The 19,347-nt window shown below is 45.5% G+C and carries 16 protein-coding genes and 3 pseudogenes; 8 read left to right on the top strand and 11 right to left on the bottom strand.

Annotated features, from left to right (window positions below; genetic code table 11):
- Positions 1-419 precede the first annotated feature (419 nt).
- From QZ918_RS24995 to QZ918_RS24970, 6 genes and pseudogenes are all read right to left on the bottom strand, one after another.
- Positions 420-654 (bottom strand): annotated as a pseudogene (locus tag QZ918_RS24995) (ISKra4 family transposase); the annotation flags it as partial.
- Between the two features lie 87 nt (positions 655-741).
- Positions 742-1,051: pseudogene (locus QZ918_RS24990) on the bottom strand (DUF4277 domain-containing protein); the annotation flags it as partial.
- A 370-nt stretch (positions 1,052-1,421) separates the two neighbouring features.
- Complete coding sequence (locus QZ918_RS24985) at positions 1,422-1,751, bottom strand: hypothetical protein (protein ID WP_293339635.1); 330 nt, start codon at positions 1,749-1,751, stop codon at positions 1,422-1,424.
- Positions 1,752-1,865: 114 nt separating this feature from the next.
- Entirely contained in the window at positions 1,866-2,042 is a 177-nt protein-coding gene (locus QZ918_RS24980) for a hypothetical protein (RefSeq protein ID WP_293339632.1), read from the bottom strand.
- A 67-nt stretch (positions 2,043-2,109) separates the two neighbouring features.
- A complete protein-coding gene (locus QZ918_RS24975; protein ID WP_293339629.1) occupies positions 2,110-2,436 on the bottom strand; it encodes a transposase family protein in 327 nt (108 codons plus the stop codon).
- 142 nt (positions 2,437-2,578) lie between these two features.
- Positions 2,579-2,863 (bottom strand): annotated as a pseudogene (locus tag QZ918_RS24970) (IS1/IS1595 family N-terminal zinc-binding domain-containing protein); the annotation flags it as partial.
- Between the two features lie 276 nt (positions 2,864-3,139).
- On the opposite strand from QZ918_RS24970, the gene ppk1 reads away from it, so the two are divergent.
- On the top strand, positions 3,140-5,323 hold the full coding sequence (gene ppk1, locus QZ918_RS24965; protein ID WP_293149376.1) for a polyphosphate kinase 1: 2,184 nt from the start codon (positions 3,140-3,142) through the stop codon (positions 5,321-5,323).
- Positions 5,324-5,682: 359 nt separating this feature from the next.
- Here the strand turns inward: ppk1 and QZ918_RS24960 are convergent, their stop codons facing one another.
- Complete coding sequence (locus QZ918_RS24960; RefSeq protein ID WP_293149374.1) at positions 5,683-5,853, bottom strand: hypothetical protein; 171 nt, start codon at positions 5,851-5,853, stop codon at positions 5,683-5,685.
- 179 nt (positions 5,854-6,032) lie between these two features.
- Complete coding sequence (locus QZ918_RS24955; protein WP_293149372.1) at positions 6,033-6,293, bottom strand: hypothetical protein; 261 nt, start codon at positions 6,291-6,293, stop codon at positions 6,033-6,035.
- Positions 6,294-6,662: 369 nt separating this feature from the next.
- Here QZ918_RS24955 and QZ918_RS24950 point away from each other — a divergent pair, with 369 nt between their 5' ends.
- The 4 genes from QZ918_RS24950 (at position 6,663) to QZ918_RS24935 (ending at position 9,812) form a co-directional block, all read left to right on the top strand.
- Positions 6,663-6,821, top strand: a complete 159-nt coding sequence (locus QZ918_RS24950; protein WP_293339626.1) for a hypothetical protein — start codon at positions 6,663-6,665, stop codon at positions 6,819-6,821.
- A 205-nt stretch (positions 6,822-7,026) separates the two neighbouring features.
- Positions 7,027-7,578 carry a DUF2854 domain-containing protein gene (locus QZ918_RS24945; protein WP_293339623.1) on the top strand — a complete coding sequence of 184 codons (552 nt, stop codon included), beginning with the start codon at positions 7,027-7,029 and terminating at the stop codon, positions 7,576-7,578.
- 355 nt (positions 7,579-7,933) lie between these two features.
- The gene (locus QZ918_RS24940) at positions 7,934-9,004 is read left to right on the top strand and encodes an FAD-dependent monooxygenase (RefSeq protein WP_293339620.1); all 1,071 of its coding nucleotides are present in this window, start codon (positions 7,934-7,936) and stop codon (positions 9,002-9,004) included.
- Between the two features lie 313 nt (positions 9,005-9,317).
- Entirely contained in the window at positions 9,318-9,812 is a 495-nt protein-coding gene (locus tag QZ918_RS24935; RefSeq protein WP_293339617.1) for a hypothetical protein, read from the top strand.
- A gap of 140 nt (positions 9,813-9,952) precedes the next feature.
- Here QZ918_RS24935 and QZ918_RS24930 read toward each other — a convergent pair whose 3' ends face one another.
- Both QZ918_RS24930 and exaC read right to left on the bottom strand, forming a co-directional pair.
- Positions 9,953-10,300 carry a DUF779 domain-containing protein gene (locus QZ918_RS24930; RefSeq protein ID WP_293339614.1) on the bottom strand — a complete coding sequence of 116 codons (348 nt, stop codon included), beginning with the start codon at positions 10,298-10,300 and terminating at the stop codon, positions 9,953-9,955.
- Between the two features lie 440 nt (positions 10,301-10,740).
- Positions 10,741-12,261, bottom strand: coding sequence for an acetaldehyde dehydrogenase ExaC (gene exaC, locus QZ918_RS24925; RefSeq protein ID WP_293339612.1), 1,521 nt, complete (start codon positions 12,259-12,261; stop codon positions 10,741-10,743).
- Between the two features lie 298 nt (positions 12,262-12,559).
- Here exaC and QZ918_RS24920 point away from each other — a divergent pair, with 298 nt between their 5' ends.
- Positions 12,560-13,297, top strand: a complete 738-nt coding sequence (locus QZ918_RS24920) for an iron-sulfur binding domain-containing protein (protein ID WP_293339609.1) — start codon at positions 12,560-12,562, stop codon at positions 13,295-13,297.
- Positions 13,298-13,393: 96 nt separating this feature from the next.
- On the opposite strand, the gene QZ918_RS24915 is transcribed toward QZ918_RS24920, so the two are convergent.
- Positions 13,394-14,662: a hybrid sensor histidine kinase/response regulator gene (locus tag QZ918_RS24915; protein WP_293339605.1), complete on the bottom strand. Its 1,269-nt coding sequence runs from the start codon at positions 14,660-14,662 to the stop codon at positions 13,394-13,396.
- A gap of 557 nt (positions 14,663-15,219) precedes the next feature.
- On the opposite strand from QZ918_RS24915, the gene QZ918_RS24910 reads away from it, so the two are divergent.
- Both QZ918_RS24910 and QZ918_RS24905 read left to right on the top strand, forming a co-directional pair.
- Positions 15,220-17,904, top strand: a complete 2,685-nt coding sequence (locus QZ918_RS24910; protein WP_367275439.1) for an endonuclease MutS2 — start codon at positions 15,220-15,222, stop codon at positions 17,902-17,904.
- A 363-nt stretch (positions 17,905-18,267) separates the two neighbouring features.
- Positions 18,268-19,209, top strand: a complete 942-nt coding sequence (locus tag QZ918_RS24905) for a DNA-methyltransferase (RefSeq protein ID WP_293339599.1) — start codon at positions 18,268-18,270, stop codon at positions 19,207-19,209.
- The last annotated feature ends 138 nt before the right edge of the window (positions 19,210-19,347 follow it).

The raw sequence follows: 19,347 nt of genomic DNA, 5'->3' as shown, positions 1-19,347 counted from the left end.
AAGATTATGGGAGCATACAAAAAAAGACCTCAAATGGGAAAATTATCCCAGTTTAGATAAACTCAAAGAACAGGTAAATACAATCATTAAATCTCTCACGAACGAGGTAGTTTTATCACTCTGTGGCCATTGCTGACAAGTTAAGCTAGAGATAGATTTGTCAATCAGTAATTATGCTCAAAATTAACTCGGATTTTGGGTGAAAAACTGAGATTTTGGCTAACTTACGATCGAGCCGTAGCGTCATATTGATGTCCATTCACCCCATCAGATGCGAATTTCGACAGCTCAACCAGCAGTTTTTTGAGTAATATTACTGATTGACAAATGGAACTAGGTCTTAACTTGTCAGCAATGCTCTGTGGCTGGGACTATATCCTTGAAGCTACATTAAGTGCAACTTCATAGTGAATTGGTATAATATCGAGAGAGCCGATTATTGATTTTATTTTTCGGGGCTTTCCTGTTTGAATTCCTGATACTGCTGAAAAAAAAGCTACCTAGTTCTGGACCAACTTCTTCTAACATTTTCTGACGGACTGATTTTTCTATACTTTCAAAACTTTTTAACTCGGTTGGATCTGTATTTCTGTAAAGAATTTCTGCTACCGCGTTTAAGTGGCTTTTTAGCTTTTGTTGGTCTGATGGTGTCATTTTATTTGCCTCATCTTTATTTGAGGATTTTACTAGCTTTTTCATTTTAACTCTTTTTTGACACCTTCGCCAAAGTGAGATGCACCCATGATATTTGTCTAATGCTCTCCCTATTCTGTCATCATTTAATTGTTCTGGCGTCACTCCTTCTCCAATTAAATGTTCTGTTGCTTTTCCTACAAAAAATCTGTCAAATAGGTAGATTGGAGCACTCAAAAACCCCAATCCGTTCAAAATCATTGCTTTCATCACTTGTCCTGGGCTGAGCGTTTCTTTAATTCTTATTCCCACTATTCTGTTGACGAATTCTACCAATTCCATTTCATCTATGATCCCTGCTACTATTCCCTGCAGGGTCTAAATTTACGATATTTATAGCTTCAGAGGGCTTTTTCATGGTTTTAAGGGTTGCTTTACTTCCACAAATTATTATACCTCAAAAAAACCTCAAACGATTGCTATGCAACCATTTGAGGTTTTAAAAATTATGAATTTTTTGAAAATTAAATCCGATCGAATATCTGCGGAATGTGGGTTGTAATTCATCTAATTCTCCAACGGAGGGAGTATTGGGAGCATCCCAGTTTTGCAATGAGTATAAATACTGAGATAATTGCCTTGCCAAGTTGATGGCATAATAGAAAGCAGATAAATTACCATAACCTCAGGGCTATTTCATTCTAAATATATCTTTGAGTATGCTACAACTAAAGCCAGCGAGACGTTGAGCTTGAGCCATGTTTTGAAAGCCACGATCGCGATACAAATTAAGAGCAAAGTTTCGTGCGATTGCCCAAGACTGAACGAGTCCAACGGTGCGAATGCGACAAGCATCTTCTACGCCGGGTGACATCACGGACATAATGGACTTTGTTTTCGACTCCCCAATAGCCTCGAATTCTTTGAGCAAGGCAAGCGGCTGTTTCAGTTAATGAGGTGACGTAGTAGCGAGTTTCGGTAGAGAATTCAATGATGTTCGCTCGATAGACATGGCGTTCGGATTCAACTCTAATTAAGGTTTTTAGTCCCGGAAAATCAGGAATTCCCGTCAAGTCTTGACTGATGCTGACGGTACGTTTTTCAATCCTACCATCCATGCCCTTTATTAATCTGGAATGACGTTTCTTGCGGTTGAAATGTGGCGGATACTGCGGTCAATAATCCAGATTGATTGCCTTTGAGTGCGCCCAGGTAATGATTGCTACTATCAATTATGGTCTGAGCAGTTTTTTTTGGGTGCTGATGGCATCCCCCGGCGAACACAACACCGCGGGGAGTGCCATCTGCTCAATAAAAGCAGGGATTGCCGTGATTTCATTCGTTTTTGAATCTACCTCATAGGGTTCGAGAATCAACCCACGTTCCACAATGTAGGCAGTTACCAGCATAATTGCTGGATGGGAATCGACCGTTGGGTCGTCAGTGGGACATTCATAGGACCCACGTAATACTTTCCTATCCAGTGCAATCGTTTCTCCTCTCAAAGGTTGAATCCCAAAAAACCTCGATAAACAACCAGAATAAGTCTGATACTCTAACCGCAGTAATGTCCGCCGAATCGTACTGTATGAGGGTAAGCGCCCCGCAGGCGGTTGAAATAAAGTTACTAATTGCTCGCTCCGGGGCTTTTAACCAATCTCCAATCGCTAGAAATCCACGATTTCCGGCAGCCACACCTAAGGTAAACAAGGCTAAACACAGTGCTTGATGATGGCGTTGCCCTGCTCTTCGACGGGTATCGGGTAGGTCTGCAAAGGCTTCGACTATGGCAATTTGAGACATAACAGATCCTGTGAATGACGGAGATAGTTTATTATCATATCAGCTACTCAACTAGAATGAAATAGCCCTGACTCAGATGTGCGTATTTAAATAATGAGATTAAAATGAGTAGTTATGCTTAGTTAAAAAGCGGGATGCTCCCGGGAGTATTTTCTGGAGTGTAACAATCTGGCAAGATTTCTCCAGCTTGTTTTACCCAATTAATAATTGTAGTATGATGCACATTCTTGACTCTTTCAATGGCTCGAAAACCCATGCCATTAACATACATTTTTAGACATTCGCGTTTCACTTCTTCCGAGTATCCTTTTTGAAACTGATAATCATTTATAAATTGTCTTTTACATCTAACGCAAATATAATTATGCTTGCCTTTTTTGTGACAATTTTTATTGATATGGGTTGACTGACATTCCGGGCATTGCATAATATTTTTTTTAAATGTGTGTGATTTTTGACGCTCCGACGATCGTGTTATCATACTCTAGTTCAGCAACGCCAAGATTCTATCATCAATCATAAAGCTCGATCGCCCTTCCAACCCGTTCCCGTCGGGTAAAGTCTCGTGTCGGCCCGATTTCAATCGCCCCCTACTCTGTCTAAACGCGATTTCAATCACCCGCTACTGCGCCGCTACCCCAATACTACTGCGATACTAATGGTAAAGATACGATCGAGCCTCCCCGCAAGACCCCCGCAAACCATGTCCAAGCCAAAAAAGACCCCAGCCAAAACCTACACCGAAATCAACCTCAGCGACCCTCAATACTACTTCAACCGAGAACAAAGCTGGTTAGAATTCAACAACCGCGTGCTCCACGAAGCCCTAGACCCCCGCACGCCCCTCCTCGAAAGACTGAAATTTCTCGCTATTTTTAGCTCAAACCTAGACGAATACTTCATGGTGCGCGTAGCAGCCCTCAGACAGCAAGTAGAAGCCAAAGTCAGCAAATTGACCTCCGACGGCAGCACGCCCCAACAACAGCTAGATGCTATCAACAAGCGGCTTTTGCCGATGGTGACTCAGCAACACGCCTATTTTGACCAAACTCTGCGACCCAAATTAGCAGCAAGCGGCATCCACATTCTTGACTACATTGACCTCAATCAAGAACAACGAAATTACTTGCACCGTTACTTCAAAGAACAAGTATTTCCCGTACTCACTCCCCTAGCAGTTGACCCCAGTCACCCATTCCCATTCCTCTCCAATCTCAGCCTCAATTTAGCAGTAGTTGTTAGAGATCCCGACACCCGCGAGGAATTGTTTGCACGGGTTAAAGTACCCCAGGTTTTGCCGAGATTTTTGCCCTTACCGGCAGATTTGCAGTGGCAGCAAAGGGGCAAAACTCCTGTGTGGACGGGGGTACCTTTAGAACAGGTAATCGCCCACAATTTAGAGGCTTTGTTTCCGGGGATGGATATTCAGGAATATCACCCGTTTCGGATTACTCGCAATTCCGATTTGACTGTCGAGGAAGATGAAGCAGATGATTTGCTGCTGGCGATTGAACAGGAACTCCGCAAGCGCCGGTTTACAGGTTCTGCGGTACGGATGGAAATTCCAGCGATTATGCCGCTTGCGCTGCGAGATATGCTGATGGATGAGTTGGAACTCGGCGAGCAGGATGTTTACGCCGTGGAGGGGCTGCTAGGCCTCAAGGATTTGATGTCTTTTGTGGGGCTGCCTGTGCCGGAACTCAAAGACCCGCCTTGGACTCCGGTGGTGCCGCCACGCTTGCGGAATTCGGAATCGCCAATGATTTTAGGCAAATCGATGTTGGATGTTGAGGATGGTGAGGATATTTTTACGGCCATCCGTCGAGGGGATATCATGCTACACCATCCCTATCACTCGTTTGCAGCGACTGTGCAGCGGTTTATTACTGAGGCGGCGAACGATCGCTCGGTGTTAGCGATTAAGATGACTTTATACCGCACTTCTGGTGATTCGCCGATCGTCAGTGCCTTAATTCAAGCAGCGGAAAACGGCAAGCAAGTAGCTGTTTTAGTAGAGCTCAAAGCCCGGTTTGATGAAGAAAATAACATTAATTGGGCGCGCAAGTTAGAACAAGCGGGAGTCCACGTCGTTTACGGTTTGGTGGGACTCAAAACCCACACCAAAGTTGTGATGGTAGTCCGCCGCGAGGACGGTTGCATTCGCCGCTACGTCCACATCGGCACGGGAAATTACAATCCCAAAACAGCAGGATTGTATACGGATGTCGGTTTGTTGAGTTGTCGCGAGGATTTGGGTGCGGATTTGACAGACTTGTTTAATTATTTAACCGGTTATTCGCGGCAGCTATCTTATCGTAAATTGTTGGTGGCGCCTGTCAATATGCGCGATCGTTTTTTAGCATTAATCCGCCGCGAGGCCGACGAATGCCGCTTGAATGCGGAAAGCGGCACTGGTAGCTGCGGCCGGATTGTCGCTAAAATGAATGCTTTAGTTGACCCTCAAATTATTGTTGCTTTGTACGAAGCTTCGCAAGCGGGAGTTAAAATTGATTTGATTATTCGCGGGATTTGCTGTTTGCGTCCGGGCGTTGAGGGTGTTAGCGACAATATCAGAGTTATCAGTATTATCGGCCGCTTTTTAGAGCATTCGCGGATGTTTTATTTTTTCAACCGTGGCAGCGAAGAGGTGTATATTGGTTCTGCTGACTGGATGCAGCGCAATCTTAGCAGGCGGGTTGAGGCGATCGTCCAAGTGGAAGATCCGACTATAGTAATGGAATTGCAAGAAATTCTGGGTGTGATGCTGGCGGACAACCGTCAAGCTTGGGATTTGCAGCCTGGGGGACACTATTCTCAGCGACGCCCGCCTGCTAATAACCCGGAAGTGAGCTCTCAACAGATTTTGATGGATATGGCGATGAATTAGTCTGTTGACAAGTATGGTAGGATGCGCGCGCCGAGTTCAGAAACCGGGTTTCTTCCGAGATTTATCGTTACTGAACCCAAAACTCGTAGAAACCCGGTTTCTTAGCCACCCGCACCGAGTTCAGAAACCGGGTTTCTTCCGAGATTTATCGTTACTCAACCCAAAACTCGTAGAAACCCGGTTTCTTACCTACCCGCGCCGAGTTCAGAAACCGGGTTTCTTCTGAGATTTATCGTTACTCAACCCAAAACTCGTAGAAACCCGGTTTCTTACCGTATTTAGTCAATAATTGACACGTCCGTTACTAATCACAACTGTCAACTGTCAACTAACAACTGTCAACTGTCAACTAACAACTGTCAACTGTCAAAAGTGCGCTTAAATTCTTCTAACAAATCGTCAATTTCCTCGATCGCCTGACTGACATCTATTCTCAGGGCTCCCAAGTCCGATCGATCTAACAGCCGCACGAGGGATTCCCGCTTGACTTCGATTTCTGCTACGCGCTCTTTGATTGTCTGTACATCCATTGTTTTTTGCCTTGGCTAGTATTAACAAAAATATTTGACTTTCCCCCCTGCGAACAGACGAGAATTCTTAATTCACCGACGTGCCTTTCGGCGCCAATCCTTTACTATTTTTATATAGAAGTGATGAGCGCGATCTGGTTTTTTCAGTCTGTGTTATAGTTTGATTGTACATCAAAACTTCAGCGCAGAAAAGGCGGACGTTTGCTATCTGCGGCTTTGTTTTTCATCATTTCAGCTAAAAATCGCTTCAGGGCCTTTTCGCGGTTTTTCATGAAAGCAGCCCAAAATCCAGGTTGATATTCATCCATTGTCTTGGCTAGAGCCCAGACATCGATCGCTAAAATATTATAAAGCCTTTCATCTTCGCGTTTGAGCGAGTTAATCTGGTCGAGAACAGACTTATTGGCGACCGCAGTCTGTTTGTCTTCGTCTTTAATCATAAAAAAAACTCGGTAAGTGGGAAACGAGAGTGGCTTTAGCCTTGAGAGAAAAACGACACGGCGGTTGCAACCGCCTTGAATCTGTCCATTACCACCGGGCGAGTTGTAAGGGTTTAGTTAGTCCTCTTGTACTGTACTTTCGAGCTTGACAATTACCATCTCAAAATCTTACAACTCGCAATCGCATCATGTTCGTTCCGGCAGGAGCCTCCCTTAGGGGGGTAATGTTCGCTTCAACCTGGTTATCAAGGCTTTTTAGACCTGCAACACTGTTTAATTGCAGATGACAGAGCCCAAAACTAGCGTCGCATTCGCCCGTCTCCTGACCTAAATAACGTCTCCTTTTACAAGGTGTCCGATGAGAACAGCTTGCAATTTCTTACAAGCGAGCGTGGCTTGAGCCTCGGAGTTCCTGGCGTCCTAAAATTAGTTGAAAGTATAGAGAGCGTCGATCGCGATCGCCGCTCTCTATACTTTGATGATACTGCCGATCTCGATTACCTTCTGGAACCAACCGCGCCCAATTAACCGGATTTTATCGGTGGCGTCGCGACGAGTCCAAGCGGGATATTTTTTTGAAGCTACAGACAAGATTGTGGATGCACAGAAAACCCGCTCCCATAGATGCTAGCAGTTTTGAACGGTATTTTGGCAAAAAAACTAAATTTATCCAGACTTCTTGCCCGATAATAATTAAAGTATATTGTTGATTCCAGCTACTTACCTCACTAATATGTTACGTAAAATTTCTTTAGCAAGCCTAGCCTTAGTGGTGGGCGGTATTTTAGCAGTAGTCGGGTTCTATGCCTACTTCACCGACCAAGCTACCCTCAACCTAGCCGGTTTTTTTTATGGAATTCCCCTGTTGCTGGGAGGTTTGGCCTTGAAAGCAGCCGAACTCGAACCAGTGGAGTTTACCGAACCGACTTCTCCTGAAGTTCTCCTGTTGAGAGAAAGTCAGGCTACGGATACTCAAAACCAAGTCCGCAAAGATATCACCCGATTTCGTTACGGCCAACCCGCCCACTTAGATGACGCTCTGGAACGCTTGGGAATGGCCCCGACAGACGAGGAACGCCCCCTCCTCCAAAGCTTGCGGGAAGTTGATATTGACGGTGCTTATGCGTTAATTCTAGAGTTTTATTCGCCGCTGCTGTCGATCGAACTTTGGGAAGAAAAGCAAGAAAAAATAGCTAAATTTTTTGGCCCAGGTTTGGACGCAAAAGTTACTCAAAAGCCTGATGACAAAATTGAATTGGCTTTAATTACCACTCCTAAAGCTTAAACCAGCCTTAAGTTGTGAGTGCGATAATTTTCAACTCACCCATTATATTATGTCCGGTCGGTTGACAGCAATCTGTAACGGTTTGTAGTAATGACTTTAGTCTGAGGAAAAGAAGGACTAAAGTCCTCACTACAAACCAATATGGTCGTTAGATCTGACACGATCTTAATTATTAATCCTGTCTCACTTCGGGTACTGATTTTAGTGGCTGCTTGAAACCTGTAGCTATCACCAAAAGCTCGTTAGCGGAACCCTCGAAGACGATCGCGCATCTGCACCTAGCCCAAATCTGATTTTATGTAATAATAATATTGGTTGAGGAGCGATCGCAATCTTAAACTCAGGAGAAGCACAAATGGTTCCGTCCCAAACCAGAATAGGTATTATCGGCGCAGGAACATCAGGAGCTTATCTGGCAACTCTGCTGATTCAACAAGGGTTTAAAGTTGACTTGTTTGAAAAAGCACCCTATCCCCGCACCGATGGCTGTGGTATTCTGATCGTGCAAGCAGGTATGGAAGCACTGCATCAAGGCAACGCTCAAATTACTGAAAAAATTATCAATGCGGGCGATCGAGTTAAATTATTTGAGTTTCGCAACCTGCGCGGCGGCGTCATCAATTCCGAGCACGTCACCTACGAAGAAAGCGAAGTCCCAGCAATGCTGGTACACCGCAAAGCTATATTAGAAGCAATCCTTGACGAGTTACCCCCCGAGTGCATTCATTTTAATGCAGAATTGGCATCGATCGCCCAAACCGACCACAGTGCGATCGCCCACTTTAAAGATGGCACAAAATGGGAAGGCGATCTATTAATTGGTGCCGATGGCATTGTCTCAAAAGTCCGTCAATTTATAGTTCCTAACGTAGAACTATTTTATTTAGGCGATGTCGTCTGGCGGGGAATAGTCGAAGATAACAGCTTCTGTCCCGAAGGAAACTTTTTTGTTTATGTACGGGGTAGGGGAATTTATGCCAACTTCTTTCACATCGGTGGAGGTCGCACTCATTGGGGTTTCTTTATTGAAAAAGAGCGCACTGAATCTGAAATCGGGAAACTGCAACCTACCAATATTACCATTCCTCCCGAAGAACTAGCAAAACTCCCAGAAGATGCCAGAAAAATTATAGAATCAACGCCTCTAGAAAATATTGTCTGTCGTTTTTCCTATGACATTGACCCCCTGCCGAAAATCTACGATGGTCGTGTTATCTTAATTGGAGATGCAGCCCACGCCAAAAGTTCCACACGCGCCAGAGGAATGACTTCCGGTTGGGAAGATGGTTTGTATTTAGCAAAACATCTCGCAAATAGTGCGAATATTCCCGAAGCCTTGGAAAACTTCCAAACTGAAAGACTCCCAATTGTCCACGAATATCAACGCAGCAGCCGAGAAATTAGTCAGAAAGTTGGCCGTCGTTAAGGGATAGAGAGGGGGAGAGGGGGAGAGAGGGGGAGAGGGAGAGATGGAATTGAAATATACAATTTAATTAAATGCTGTACAGATCAACAAACTCTGGGTGGTTTAATGATGAAATCAACTAGATTTATACGTCATATCATGTCCGGTCGATCGATCGCAATAAAATGGGTTTGTAGTGCGGACTTCAGTCCGCAAAAAGCTGCGGACTAAAGTCCGCACTACGAACTTTTATTGTTATTGTAATTGACCCGACATGATATCAGTCTTACATTCTTACGCAAATCAGGTGTCGAGAAAAACTGGAGAGGAAATAATGAGTAACAATCCTGTAATTCGTGAAGATACAGTCACCCCTGTGAGTTCTCCCGATTTGGAGAAAGTACCTGAAATTTTTACCCGTCATATTGGTACTTGGCAAGGAGAATATATCAAAACCGATACTCGCGGACATTTTTCTCGCAGCTTCTTCGGTAATTTTACCATCTGGATTCAAGGAAGTCACTACCAACAAGTTAATAATTATGAATTCTCAGACGGTTCTCGCCTTCAGCTTAATTTTGACGGAGAGTTTGAAGAACGGATTTTAAAACTGCATTCTAGCAGTTATGCGGATTTTTCGGCGATCGCCTGGGATGCAGGTCAGGAAACAGTATGCTTTCGGGCAAATAAAACTGAAGATAACGTCCTTATTACCTTTATGGAAACAATGACATTACTCAGCGAAAAGCAGCGAGTTCGCAGCACTCAAGCCTTTAAAAACGGCATTTTTGATGGGCTTTCCTTTATTGAGGAAACGCGCTTGCCATAAACCAAGTATATCTAGCAAAAAATGCCGAGATTGTCAACATCAATAAAATCTATCTCTGTACTCTTTCTCTGCGTTCTCTGGCGCTGGTGCGGTTCATTTTAAATTAATTTTTTTTAGTCCAAACAAGAGGCTAAACAGAGTTAACTAGCATTCACAAACAAGCGAGAACGAGTAATAAAACGCTCTCCCTCCGGCCCTTCCAGGGAAAAATCGCTGCCTCCGGGCCCCTGTACTACGTCTAGGATTAACTGCGTGTGCTGCCAATGTTCGTATTGCTGTGCTGCAATATAAAAGGGACAACCGTCTAGTTTTCCCAGCAATACATCGCCATCGCCGACGATTAATTCCCCGTTGGGATAGCACATGGGAGAACTACCATCGCAGCAGCCGCCCGATTGGTGAAACATCAATTCTCCGTGCTGGGTTTTGAGGTATTCTATTAGTTTTAAGGCGGCTTCTGTGGCTGTGACTTTGGGGATTGTTTCCATGGGAGAAGTTATTGTATGGTAATTAAGTACGTAGTTGCGCTTTAGCACTCTTGTTTGTATATCTAAGAGCGCTGAAGCGCAACTACGTACCTTTTTAGAAGAAGTTATTGGTTTGGTTGTTGCGATTGAGCACTCTTTTTTTTGGATAATCTAAGAGCGCTGAAGCGCAACTACGTACCTTTTTGGAAGAAGTTTTTGGTTTGGTTTTTTCGATCGAGCGCTCTTGTTTAGATAATCTAAGAGCGCTGAAGCGCAACTACGTACCTTTTTGGAAGAAGTTTTTGGTTTGGTTTTTTCGATCGAGCGCTCTTGTTTAGATAATCTAAGAGCGCTCAAGCGCAACTACGTACCTTTTTAGAAGAAGTTATTGGTTTGGTTTTTTCGATTTGGCGCTCTTGTTTAGATAATCTAAGAGCGCTGAAGCGCAACTACGTACCTTTTTAGAAGAAGCCTAATGCTTTCGGGCTGTAGCTGACTAATAAGTTCTTGGTTTGTTGGTAGTGATCCAACATCATTTTGTGGTTTTCGCGACCGATACCTGATGATTTGTAGCCGCCGAAGGCTGCGTGGGCGGGATACAAATGATAGCAGTTTGTCCACACGCGACCTGCTTGAATGGCGCGGCCCATGCGGTAGGCGGTGTTGATGTCGCGCGTCCAAACTCCGGCGCCTAAACCGTAGAGGGTATCGTTGGCAATTTCTAAGGCTTCGGCTTCGTCTTTGAAGGTGGTGACTGCTAATACCGGGCCGAAGATTTCTTCTTGGAAAATTCGCATTTTGTTGTTTCCTTTGAAGACTGTCGGGTGGAAATAATAGCCGTCTTGTAAGTCGCCGGATAAGATTTTTCTTTCGCCGCCAATCAGGCATTCTGCGCCTTCTTCACGCCCGATTTTGACGTATTCGGCGATTTTTTCCATCTGGTTGACTGAGACTTGGGCGCCCAGGGCGGTTGTTGGATCTAGGGGGTTGTCTTGTTTGATTTGCCGGATGCGATCGATCGCCTTTTCCATGAATCGATCGTAAATCGATTCTTGAATTAACGCCCGCGAGGGACAAGTGCAAACTTCGCCTTGGTTGAAAGCAAACATCACAAAGCCTTCCACTGCTTTATCCAGAAAATCGTCATCTTGGGCGCAGACATCCTCAAAGAAAATGTTGGGCGATTTTCCGCCTAATTCTAGGGTGACGGGGATGACGTTTTGGGAGGCGTACTGCATGATCAGCCGGCCCGTGGTTGTTTCACCGGTGAAGGCTACTTTGGCAATTCGGGGGCTGGTGGCGAGGGTTTTGCCAATTTCGGCACCGGGGCCGTTGACGACGTTGATGACGCCATCCGGTACTAAGTCGGCGATGATTTCCATCAATACGAGGATGGATGCGGGAGTTGGCCCTGCTGGTTTTAGGACAACGCAGTTTCCGGCGGCGAGGGCTGGGGCGAGTTTCCACGCAGCCATGAGGATTGGGAAGTTCCAGGGGATGATTTGTCCGATGACGCCTAGGGGTTCGTGGAAGTGGTAGGCGACGGTGTTTTCGTCGAGTTCGCCGATCGACCCTTCTTGGGCCCGAATGCAGCTTGCGAAGTAGCGGAAATGGTCGATCGCCAGCGGGATGTCTGCTAGTCTGGTTTCGCGAATTGGTTTACCGTTGTCCCAGGTTTCGGCGATGGCGAGGCGATCGAGGTTTTCTTCGATGCGATCGGCAATCTTGTGCAACACCCGCGCCCTGTCTGCGGGAGAAGTCTTACCCCATTTGTCTTTCGCGGCGTGGGCGGCATCCAGTGCCAATTCTACATCCTCTGCGCTCGATCGGGGAATTTGACAAATTGATTTTCCGGTAATTGGAGAAAGGTTTTCCGAGTATTTCCCCTTCACCGGTGCTACCCACTTGCCGCCAATAAAGTTGTCGTAACGAGCTTGAAAAATTGACTGACTGCCGGATTGAACAGGTGCTGCTACTACCATTTTATTACCTGATTTAAATTTGTTTTTGCGGGCGATTGAAGTCTCTTGAATACCTAGCATGATCTATTTTTAGGCAGTTGTGCTGTTTGCTATACAAAATTTTACATTTTGACATTGTTTGAAATTAATATTGTTTCTGGATTTCCAGATCTGGCGGGTGGTTGATAATATTTTTTTTATTAACAGCAGAGAGCGCAGAGTACGCAGAGAAAGAGAAAGAAAAAGAGTTTTTTACAAATCATTTAAATCTGCTATTATATAAATATAAACTTGGCAATTTATCCAAATTACAAATCAAATGCCTGCATTAAATGCCGCTGTTTTTGATTCTGATGTCGGATCTGGGTCAAAGCATTTGAACGCTGCGAAAGTCCGGTGGTTCCGCCGCCGGCTGAAAGCTTGGGCCCAGGAGAATTTCCGCGATTTTCCTTGGCGCCGCACCTGCGACCCCTACGCGATTTTAGTAGCTGAGTTGCTGTTGCAAAAAACTACTGCTGCTACCGTTGCTCCGGTTTATCAAGAATTTGTCCGTCGATATCCAACTGTGGAGGATCTGGCGATCGCGCCTGTGGAGGAAGTTGCTAGTTTGTTGCAGCCTTTGGGTCTGTTTTTTCGGGCGCAAAAGCTGCGGGAATCGGTGCTGGTGATCCTGGAAAATTATCAGGGAAATGTACCGCGTACTGAAGCTCAGTTGCTGGAACTTCCGGGAGTTGGGAAGTACATTGCGCGATCGGTTTGTGCCAATGCTTTCGGACAGCCAAAAGCCATACTCGATACGAATGTTGCTCGGATTTTGGAGCGTTTTTTTGGGATTGATGGCGGTAAGGTAAAATCGCGCTCGCCCGAACTTTGGGAAGCAGCAGATAGACTCGCTCCCAAACGGGAAGTCGGGCCTTGGAATCTAGGACTGCTGGACTTTGGGGCGGCGGTTTGCACTGCCAAAAACCCCCGCTGCGACGAGTGTCCGCTGCAACAGCAGTGCGATTACAAAATTAGCAGCCAAGTTAATAACGAGCTAATTTCTCAACTCAATTAACAAATAAGGTACGTTGTTGCGCTTGGGCACTCTTATCTATATATATGAAAGAGCGCCCAAGCGCAACTACGTACCTCAAGATTAACCTCCAATTAATTAACTGTGCCTGAGCGGGATTTCTATCCGAAACTTAGTACCTTTACCCGGCTCAGAAAAACACTTTAACTCTCCTTTGTGCTGCTCTACAATTATCCGATAGCTGATAGCCAGTCCGAAAAGGCTGCTACTTTCCGCAGCCGTCTCCCTCAAAAATTGATCGGAAAATTGGGCTGCGATATCTTCGCTAGTTGCCAGATCGTTATCAGCAATCTCAATCGCAATCCGCTGACCGTCGATTACATGAGTGCTAATCAAAATCACAGGCTTAAATTTAACTGATTCCGACTCTTCCAACTCTTGACTCGACTTTTCCAAAGCATCGATCGCGCGATCGATCACATTCAGAAAAGCTTGATTGAGCTGACCCGCGTAACACTCAACTTGCGGCAAATTTCCGTATTCCTTCATCACCTTGATATCCCGCCTTCCCTCCCGTGCCGGTAAGCGGTGCTGCAACAACAACAGAGTGTTTTCTAAACCGTCGGAAATATCGAATAACTGCCAGCCAGAGCGATCGCTGCGGGAAAAATCCTGTACCGACAAGATTATTTGGCGGATGCGATCGCTCCCGGTACGCATGGAACTCACAATTTTCAACAAGTCGTCGAGCAGGAATTCCACATCCATATCTTGCTGTTTTTGCATAATTTCCGCGTCAGGATTGACGAGCTGTTTTTGATACAATCGCAGTAGTTCAATTAAATCGGTAGCGTAACTTTGGACGTGGGTGAGATTGCTGTAAATAAAAGTAATTGGATTGTTAATTTCGTGGGCAATACCAGACACTAATTCCCCCAAGTTTGACATCTTTTCACTTTCCAGCGATCGATCGCGCGACAGTTGCAATTCTTGCTGAGTTCGTGCCAACTCCAGCCTCAACTCGCGCTCGCGCAATCCCGCCCGCAGCCTCCCCAAAAATTCTTGCTTCACTATCGGTTTCAACACAAAATCGTCAACCCGCGCGTCCAATTCTTGAACTTCTGCAAATTGCTCGGGTGTTATCAGCAGCAAAAAATAGCCTGTACTCAATTCTCGTGAAGCGAAGCTATCCCATAGGGAATCGGCTTTCACCAGCCGACACACCTCCAACCAGTGAATTTGAGGCAAAGTCCCATCGCAAACGATCGCATCCGGGGAGAATTCCCTCGCCATATCAAAACCATCTTTGCCGTCGGAAGCGACTTTTACCTGATGTCCCTCCTTTTCCAGTAACTCTTGGACGACTTCCCAAGTCATACTATCTGCGATCGTCAGAATTTTTGCCATAACACCAGCTCCACAACTTTCTCTTTAGGATACAACCGCCACAATTACCCGGACATATTTAAAACAAAATAGTTTAATCCCAGCAAAAAACAGTAGATGCTAGCTCCCTCAACAGCAAAAATGCTCATACCATTTGAGATTTTAGATTGGAGATTTGAGATTTGGCAGGACTTACTGGATAATGATTTGGATTGCGGGCCTACAGTTGCATCGTTTTGCCAAACAGGTATCAGTAGAATGTATAATTTGAGACGGCGAACCCAAAAATACAAATTCTCGCCTTGCTACTTTGTCACCCGCCCGCAAACAGATACCAGCCCCCGACAGGAGTCGTGGAGATCCCACAAATTTAGACCCCGTTAAAGTTCGCAGATTCACCTGTGCAATAAATCTCAAATCTCAAATCCAAAAATGGAAAATATACTGACGGTTATCCCAGATACTTTCTCAAGTTGCGCCCGGAAACCATAAAAAACTTTAAAATTAATTAATAGTATCGTCAAATCAACCTTCTCGGTCAGCGCCTGGGAATGCCAATCACCAACACCACCTCAACTTTGATTCAATCCGAAACACTAGAACTATTAGAATGGCCGCGCCTGTGTCAGCACTTGGCTACCTTCGCTGCTACTAAACTCGGCGTCGCGGCCGCCCTCGACCTCCAAATCCCAGCAACTCAAGCTCAAACAGCCGAACTCAAGGCCCAAACTCAGGAAGCTTACCAGTTAGAAAGCCGCCCTGGCGGTGCTTTGAGTTTTGAAGGAATCCAAGACATCGGCTCTGCCCTGCAACGAGCCGAACTTCAAGGTTTGCTCGGGGGCGAAGAATTGCTCGCAATTGCTACAACCCTGGCCGGAGCAAGGCAATTGCGCCGGATTGTTGACTCTGCGCCCGATGTGCCGACGCTCAAAGAACTGGCATCGCAACTGCGGACTTATCCCGAAATCGAGCAAGAAATCCATCGCTGTATAGACGATCGCGCTCAAGTAGCCGATCGCGCCACTCCTAAATTAGCAGGAATTCGAGTGCAAATGCGGCAGTTGCGCGATCGCATTTATCAAATATTGCAAGGAATTTTGCAACGCCAATCCAACGCCGTTCAAGAACAGGTAATTACTCAAAGAAGCTCGCGCTTTGTGATTCCGGTAAAAGCTCCCCAAAAAGATGCGATACCGGGCATCGTTCACGACTCCTCCGCCAGCGGCGCGACACTTTATGTAGAACCCCACAACACAGTCAATCTCAACAACCAAATGCGGCAGTTGCTCAGGCAAGAACAAGCCGAAGAAGAAGCAGTCCTCCGCGCCCTCACCGAGCAAGTCGCAGCAGTCAAACCAGATTTAGACAGATTGGTGGTGGTAGTAACAACTTTAGATTTAGCTGCGGCTAAAGCGCGCTACGGTTATTGGCTCCAAGCAAACCCGCCGAAATTTATCGAATTGGGAGAGCCAGAATTAGCACTAAAAAATACAGAAAAATTAGATGATGAAAATTCGGACGATGAAAATTTAGAGGAGGAACAAGCAGAAAAAAGCCAAGTATTAATTCGCAATCTGCGATCGCCAATTACCCTCCGTCAATTGCGCCATCCCCTATTAGTTTGGCAGCAACAGCACGAACAAGGCTTTGCAGTCGTACCCGTCGATTTAACCATCAGCCCCCAGATCCGCGTAGTCGCCATCACTGGCCCGAACACCGGCGGCAAAACTGTCACCCTCAAAACCTTGGGATTGGCAGCTTTAATGGCCAAAGCCGGAATGTTTGTCGCCGCCCGCGAACCCGTAGAATTGCCTTGGTTCGACAATATTCTTGCCGATATTGGTGACGAACAATCTTTGCAGCAAAGTTTGTCTACTTTCAGCGGTCACATCCGCCGCATCAGTCGCATTTTAGAAGTATTGAAAACAGGAGAAAAAGAAGGAGAAAGGCAAGCAGAAAGAGCAGAAGAAGGGGAAGAAAACTCCGAATCCCCAATTCCCAATGCCCAATTCCCCATGCCCGATGCCCAATTTCCAATTCCCAATGCCCAATTCCCCATGCCCGATGCCCAATTCCCAATTCCCAAATCTTTAGTTTTGTTAGACGAAGTAGGAGCGGGGACAGACCCATCTGAAGGTAGCGCATTGGCGATCGCCCTACTGCAATATCTCGCCCAACATTCGCTGCTGACAGTCGCAACTACCCACTTTGGCGAACTCAAAGCCCTCAAATATCAAGACGCCCGCTTTGAAAATGCCTCAGTAGAATTTGACGACAATTCCATGCAGCCAACCTATCGCTTGCTGTGGGGAATTCCCGGACGTTCCAACGCCCTAACTATTGCCAAAAGACTCGGTTTGCTAGCATCCATAGTCGATGAAGCTCAAACCTATGTCGGCGGAGCATCTCAAGATGTCAATCAAGTGATTGCAGGACTAGAAGCCCAGCGCCGGAGACAGGAAACCAAAGCCAGAGAAGCAACTCAACTGCTGCACCAAACCGAAAAACTGCACAAGGAAGTTTCTCAAAAAGCAGCGGCTTTGCAAGAGCGGGAGCGAGAACTAAAAATAGCTCAGGAAGTGGCAGTAAATGAGGCAATAGGATCGGCAAAATCAGAAATTGCTCAAATTATTCGTCGCTTGCAGGCGGGCGACCAAACGGCTCAAAATGCCCAAATGGCAACAGAAACCTTAAATCAAATTTCCCAAAAACACCTGCCCTCTCGGAAGCAACCGGCGAAACCAAAACCGGGTTTTATGCCAAAAACGGGCGATCGCATCCGCATTCCCAGCCTGGGCCAAACCGCCGAAGTCCTCAGCGGCCCCGATGCTAACGAAGAGTTGAGCGTGCGGTTTGGGATTATGAAAATGACAGTCAAACTGGCAGAAATTGAATCCCTCGACGGTCAAAAACCGGAAACCAAAGCTCAATTAGCCAAGGTTGCAGCTCAAGCAGCCGCTACCGCCAAAGCTAAGCAAGCAGCGTCGGAACCAGCAAAACCCAATCCGGAAATCGCCATTCGGACTGCTAATAATTCGATCGACCTCCGGGGCGCCAGAGTCTCCGATGCCGAAATCGAAATCGACAGAGCTCTCTCCAAAGCAGTCGAATACGGTGCATTGTGGATAATTCACGGCAAAGGTACCGGACAGTTGCGGCGCGGAGTTCACGAATTCCTCGCTACTCACCCGCAGGTTTCCCGCTTCGAGCTCGCCAGTCAAAAAGAAGGAGGTGGAGGCGTGACGTTGGTTTATTTGAAATAGTCAGGATTTAGGTATAGCGGTTATCAGAAAGATGAGGTATGTTGTTGGGCTTGGGCCCTCTTAGTTTAGGCGGTTATACAAGCTCTCAGTAATACCTCATCTTTTTGAGAAAGGCTATATTTCCGGTTGACTCATAATTATATGTTTGTATGCAGCAAAACAAGTTGCAATCAACCTATGATTTGGACTGCCTATAGGGAGTGTAAATGAGTTGTGGAAAAACTGTTTTAAACGAACCGCGAAGACGCAAAGAACGCGAAGTTCGGAAAGAGAAGAGAGTTTCACGACTCATTTAGATTCACTATATACTGCAAATGTGGCATAATTGAAGATTGATTTCCCACTTGAGTAACTGCCCGACTCATGAAAAAAGCTCCCTCAAATGAAGTTTTGGTTGGTGACTGTCGTGAAGTGATGAAAGCATTGCCAGAAAATTATATTTCTGCGTGTATCACTGACCCACCTTATAATTATGAATTTATTGGTCATAAATGGGATGATTCAGAAATTCAAAGACGTATTGAAAAAGTCAATGACAAGGGAAGTAAAACCCTTGTTAAAAACATTCCCTATGGCAGTGGTTTAGCAGGTGGAGTCAGAAACGAAAAATGGTATCAAAGGAATCGCAATAACACTCTGGATTATGAAAAGTGGTGCTTTGATTGGGGCGAGCAGCTTTTTCGGATCTGCAAACCGGGTGCGACAGTTTTAGTCTTCAACAGCACGCGAACTGTTGCTCACGTACAAGTAGCACTTGAAAATGCTGGATTCTATGCGAGAGATATGCTTGTTTATAAAAGATCGAGTGGTATCCCTAAAGGTGTCAATATCAAACAACAGTTCGAGAAGAAAGGATATGAAAATCCTGAAAAATGGGATGGTTGGCACAGTTGTCTGAGGAACGAATGGGAAGCAATCTGCGTACTTCAAAAACCACTGGTCAATAATTACTTGGAAACTTTACAGGAGTATGGTACTGGTCTATTTTATACTAAAGATCAGTTTGGTGGTTTTCAGTCAAATATTTTAGAAGGTATACAGCGCGAGAAAACCGATGAGTTTAACGTCCATTGCACAGTAAAACCGATCGCTCTAATGAGAAAGCTGGTTGAAATATTTGTACCGCGTTTGGAAAATTCTATTCTAATCGATCCTTTCGCAGGATCGGGAACTACATTACTGGCTGCACAAGAATTTGGGATTAAATATGTTGGTATTGAAATAGTACCTGACTACATAGAGATTATCAACAAGCGCCTTGATAGTTTCAGCGGTGTACAGGGAATTCTCCCACTTTTTCAGTAAGAAATGACTTTAAATCAAACCCACTTATTGTTTGCATAAACTCAAAGGAAGCATCGCCAGTGTAAACTCTCCAAGTCCCTACTTGGCACGCTGTAATAGCAGCGGCAAATTATCTTTTCTAAGTATTAAAAATACTGG

The sequence above is a fragment of the Microcoleus sp. CAWBG58 genome (assembly GCF_020883045.1).
Classification (GTDB): domain Bacteria; phylum Cyanobacteriota; class Cyanobacteriia; order Cyanobacteriales; family Microcoleaceae; genus Microcoleus.
The sequence above is the reverse complement of the archived record's forward strand: the minus strand, read 5'-3'. Positions and strand labels throughout refer to the sequence as shown.

Bases quoted from the DNA above. Each gene is read 5' to 3' on its own strand.
- ppk1 (WP_293149376.1), top strand. From the start codon at position 3,140: ATGTCCAAGCCAAAAAAGACCCCAGCCAAAACCTACACCGAAATCAAC.
- exaC (WP_293339612.1), bottom strand. From the start codon at position 12,261: ATGGTAGTAGCAGCACCTGTTCAATCCGGCAGTCAGTCAATTTTTCAA.
- QZ918_RS24960 (WP_293149374.1), bottom strand. From the start codon at position 5,853: ATGGATGTACAGACAATCAAAGAGCGCGTAGCAGAAATCGAAGTCAAG.
- QZ918_RS24935 (WP_293339617.1), top strand. From the start codon at position 9,318: ATGAGTAACAATCCTGTAATTCGTGAAGATACAGTCACCCCTGTGAGT.
- QZ918_RS24905 (WP_293339599.1), top strand. From the start codon at position 18,268: ATGAAAAAAGCTCCCTCAAATGAAGTTTTGGTTGGTGACTGTCGTGAA.
- QZ918_RS24945 (WP_293339623.1), top strand. From the start codon at position 7,027: ATGTTACGTAAAATTTCTTTAGCAAGCCTAGCCTTAGTGGTGGGCGGT.
- QZ918_RS24930 (WP_293339614.1), bottom strand. From the start codon at position 10,300: ATGGAAACAATCCCCAAAGTCACAGCCACAGAAGCCGCCTTAAAACTA.
- QZ918_RS24980 (WP_293339632.1), bottom strand. From the start codon at position 2,042: ATGCTGGTAACTGCCTACATTGTGGAACGTGGGTTGATTCTCGAACCC.
- QZ918_RS24985 (WP_293339635.1), bottom strand. From the start codon at position 1,751: ATGGATGGTAGGATTGAAAAACGTACCGTCAGCATCAGTCAAGACTTG.
- QZ918_RS24975 (WP_293339629.1), bottom strand. From the start codon at position 2,436: ATGTCTCAAATTGCCATAGTCGAAGCCTTTGCAGACCTACCCGATACC.
- QZ918_RS24915 (WP_293339605.1), bottom strand. From the start codon at position 14,662: ATGGCAAAAATTCTGACGATCGCAGATAGTATGACTTGGGAAGTCGTC.
- QZ918_RS24955 (WP_293149372.1), bottom strand. From the start codon at position 6,293: ATGATTAAAGACGAAGACAAACAGACTGCGGTCGCCAATAAGTCTGTT.
- QZ918_RS24920 (WP_293339609.1), top strand. From the start codon at position 12,560: ATGCCTGCATTAAATGCCGCTGTTTTTGATTCTGATGTCGGATCTGGG.
- QZ918_RS24940 (WP_293339620.1), top strand. From the start codon at position 7,934: ATGGTTCCGTCCCAAACCAGAATAGGTATTATCGGCGCAGGAACATCA.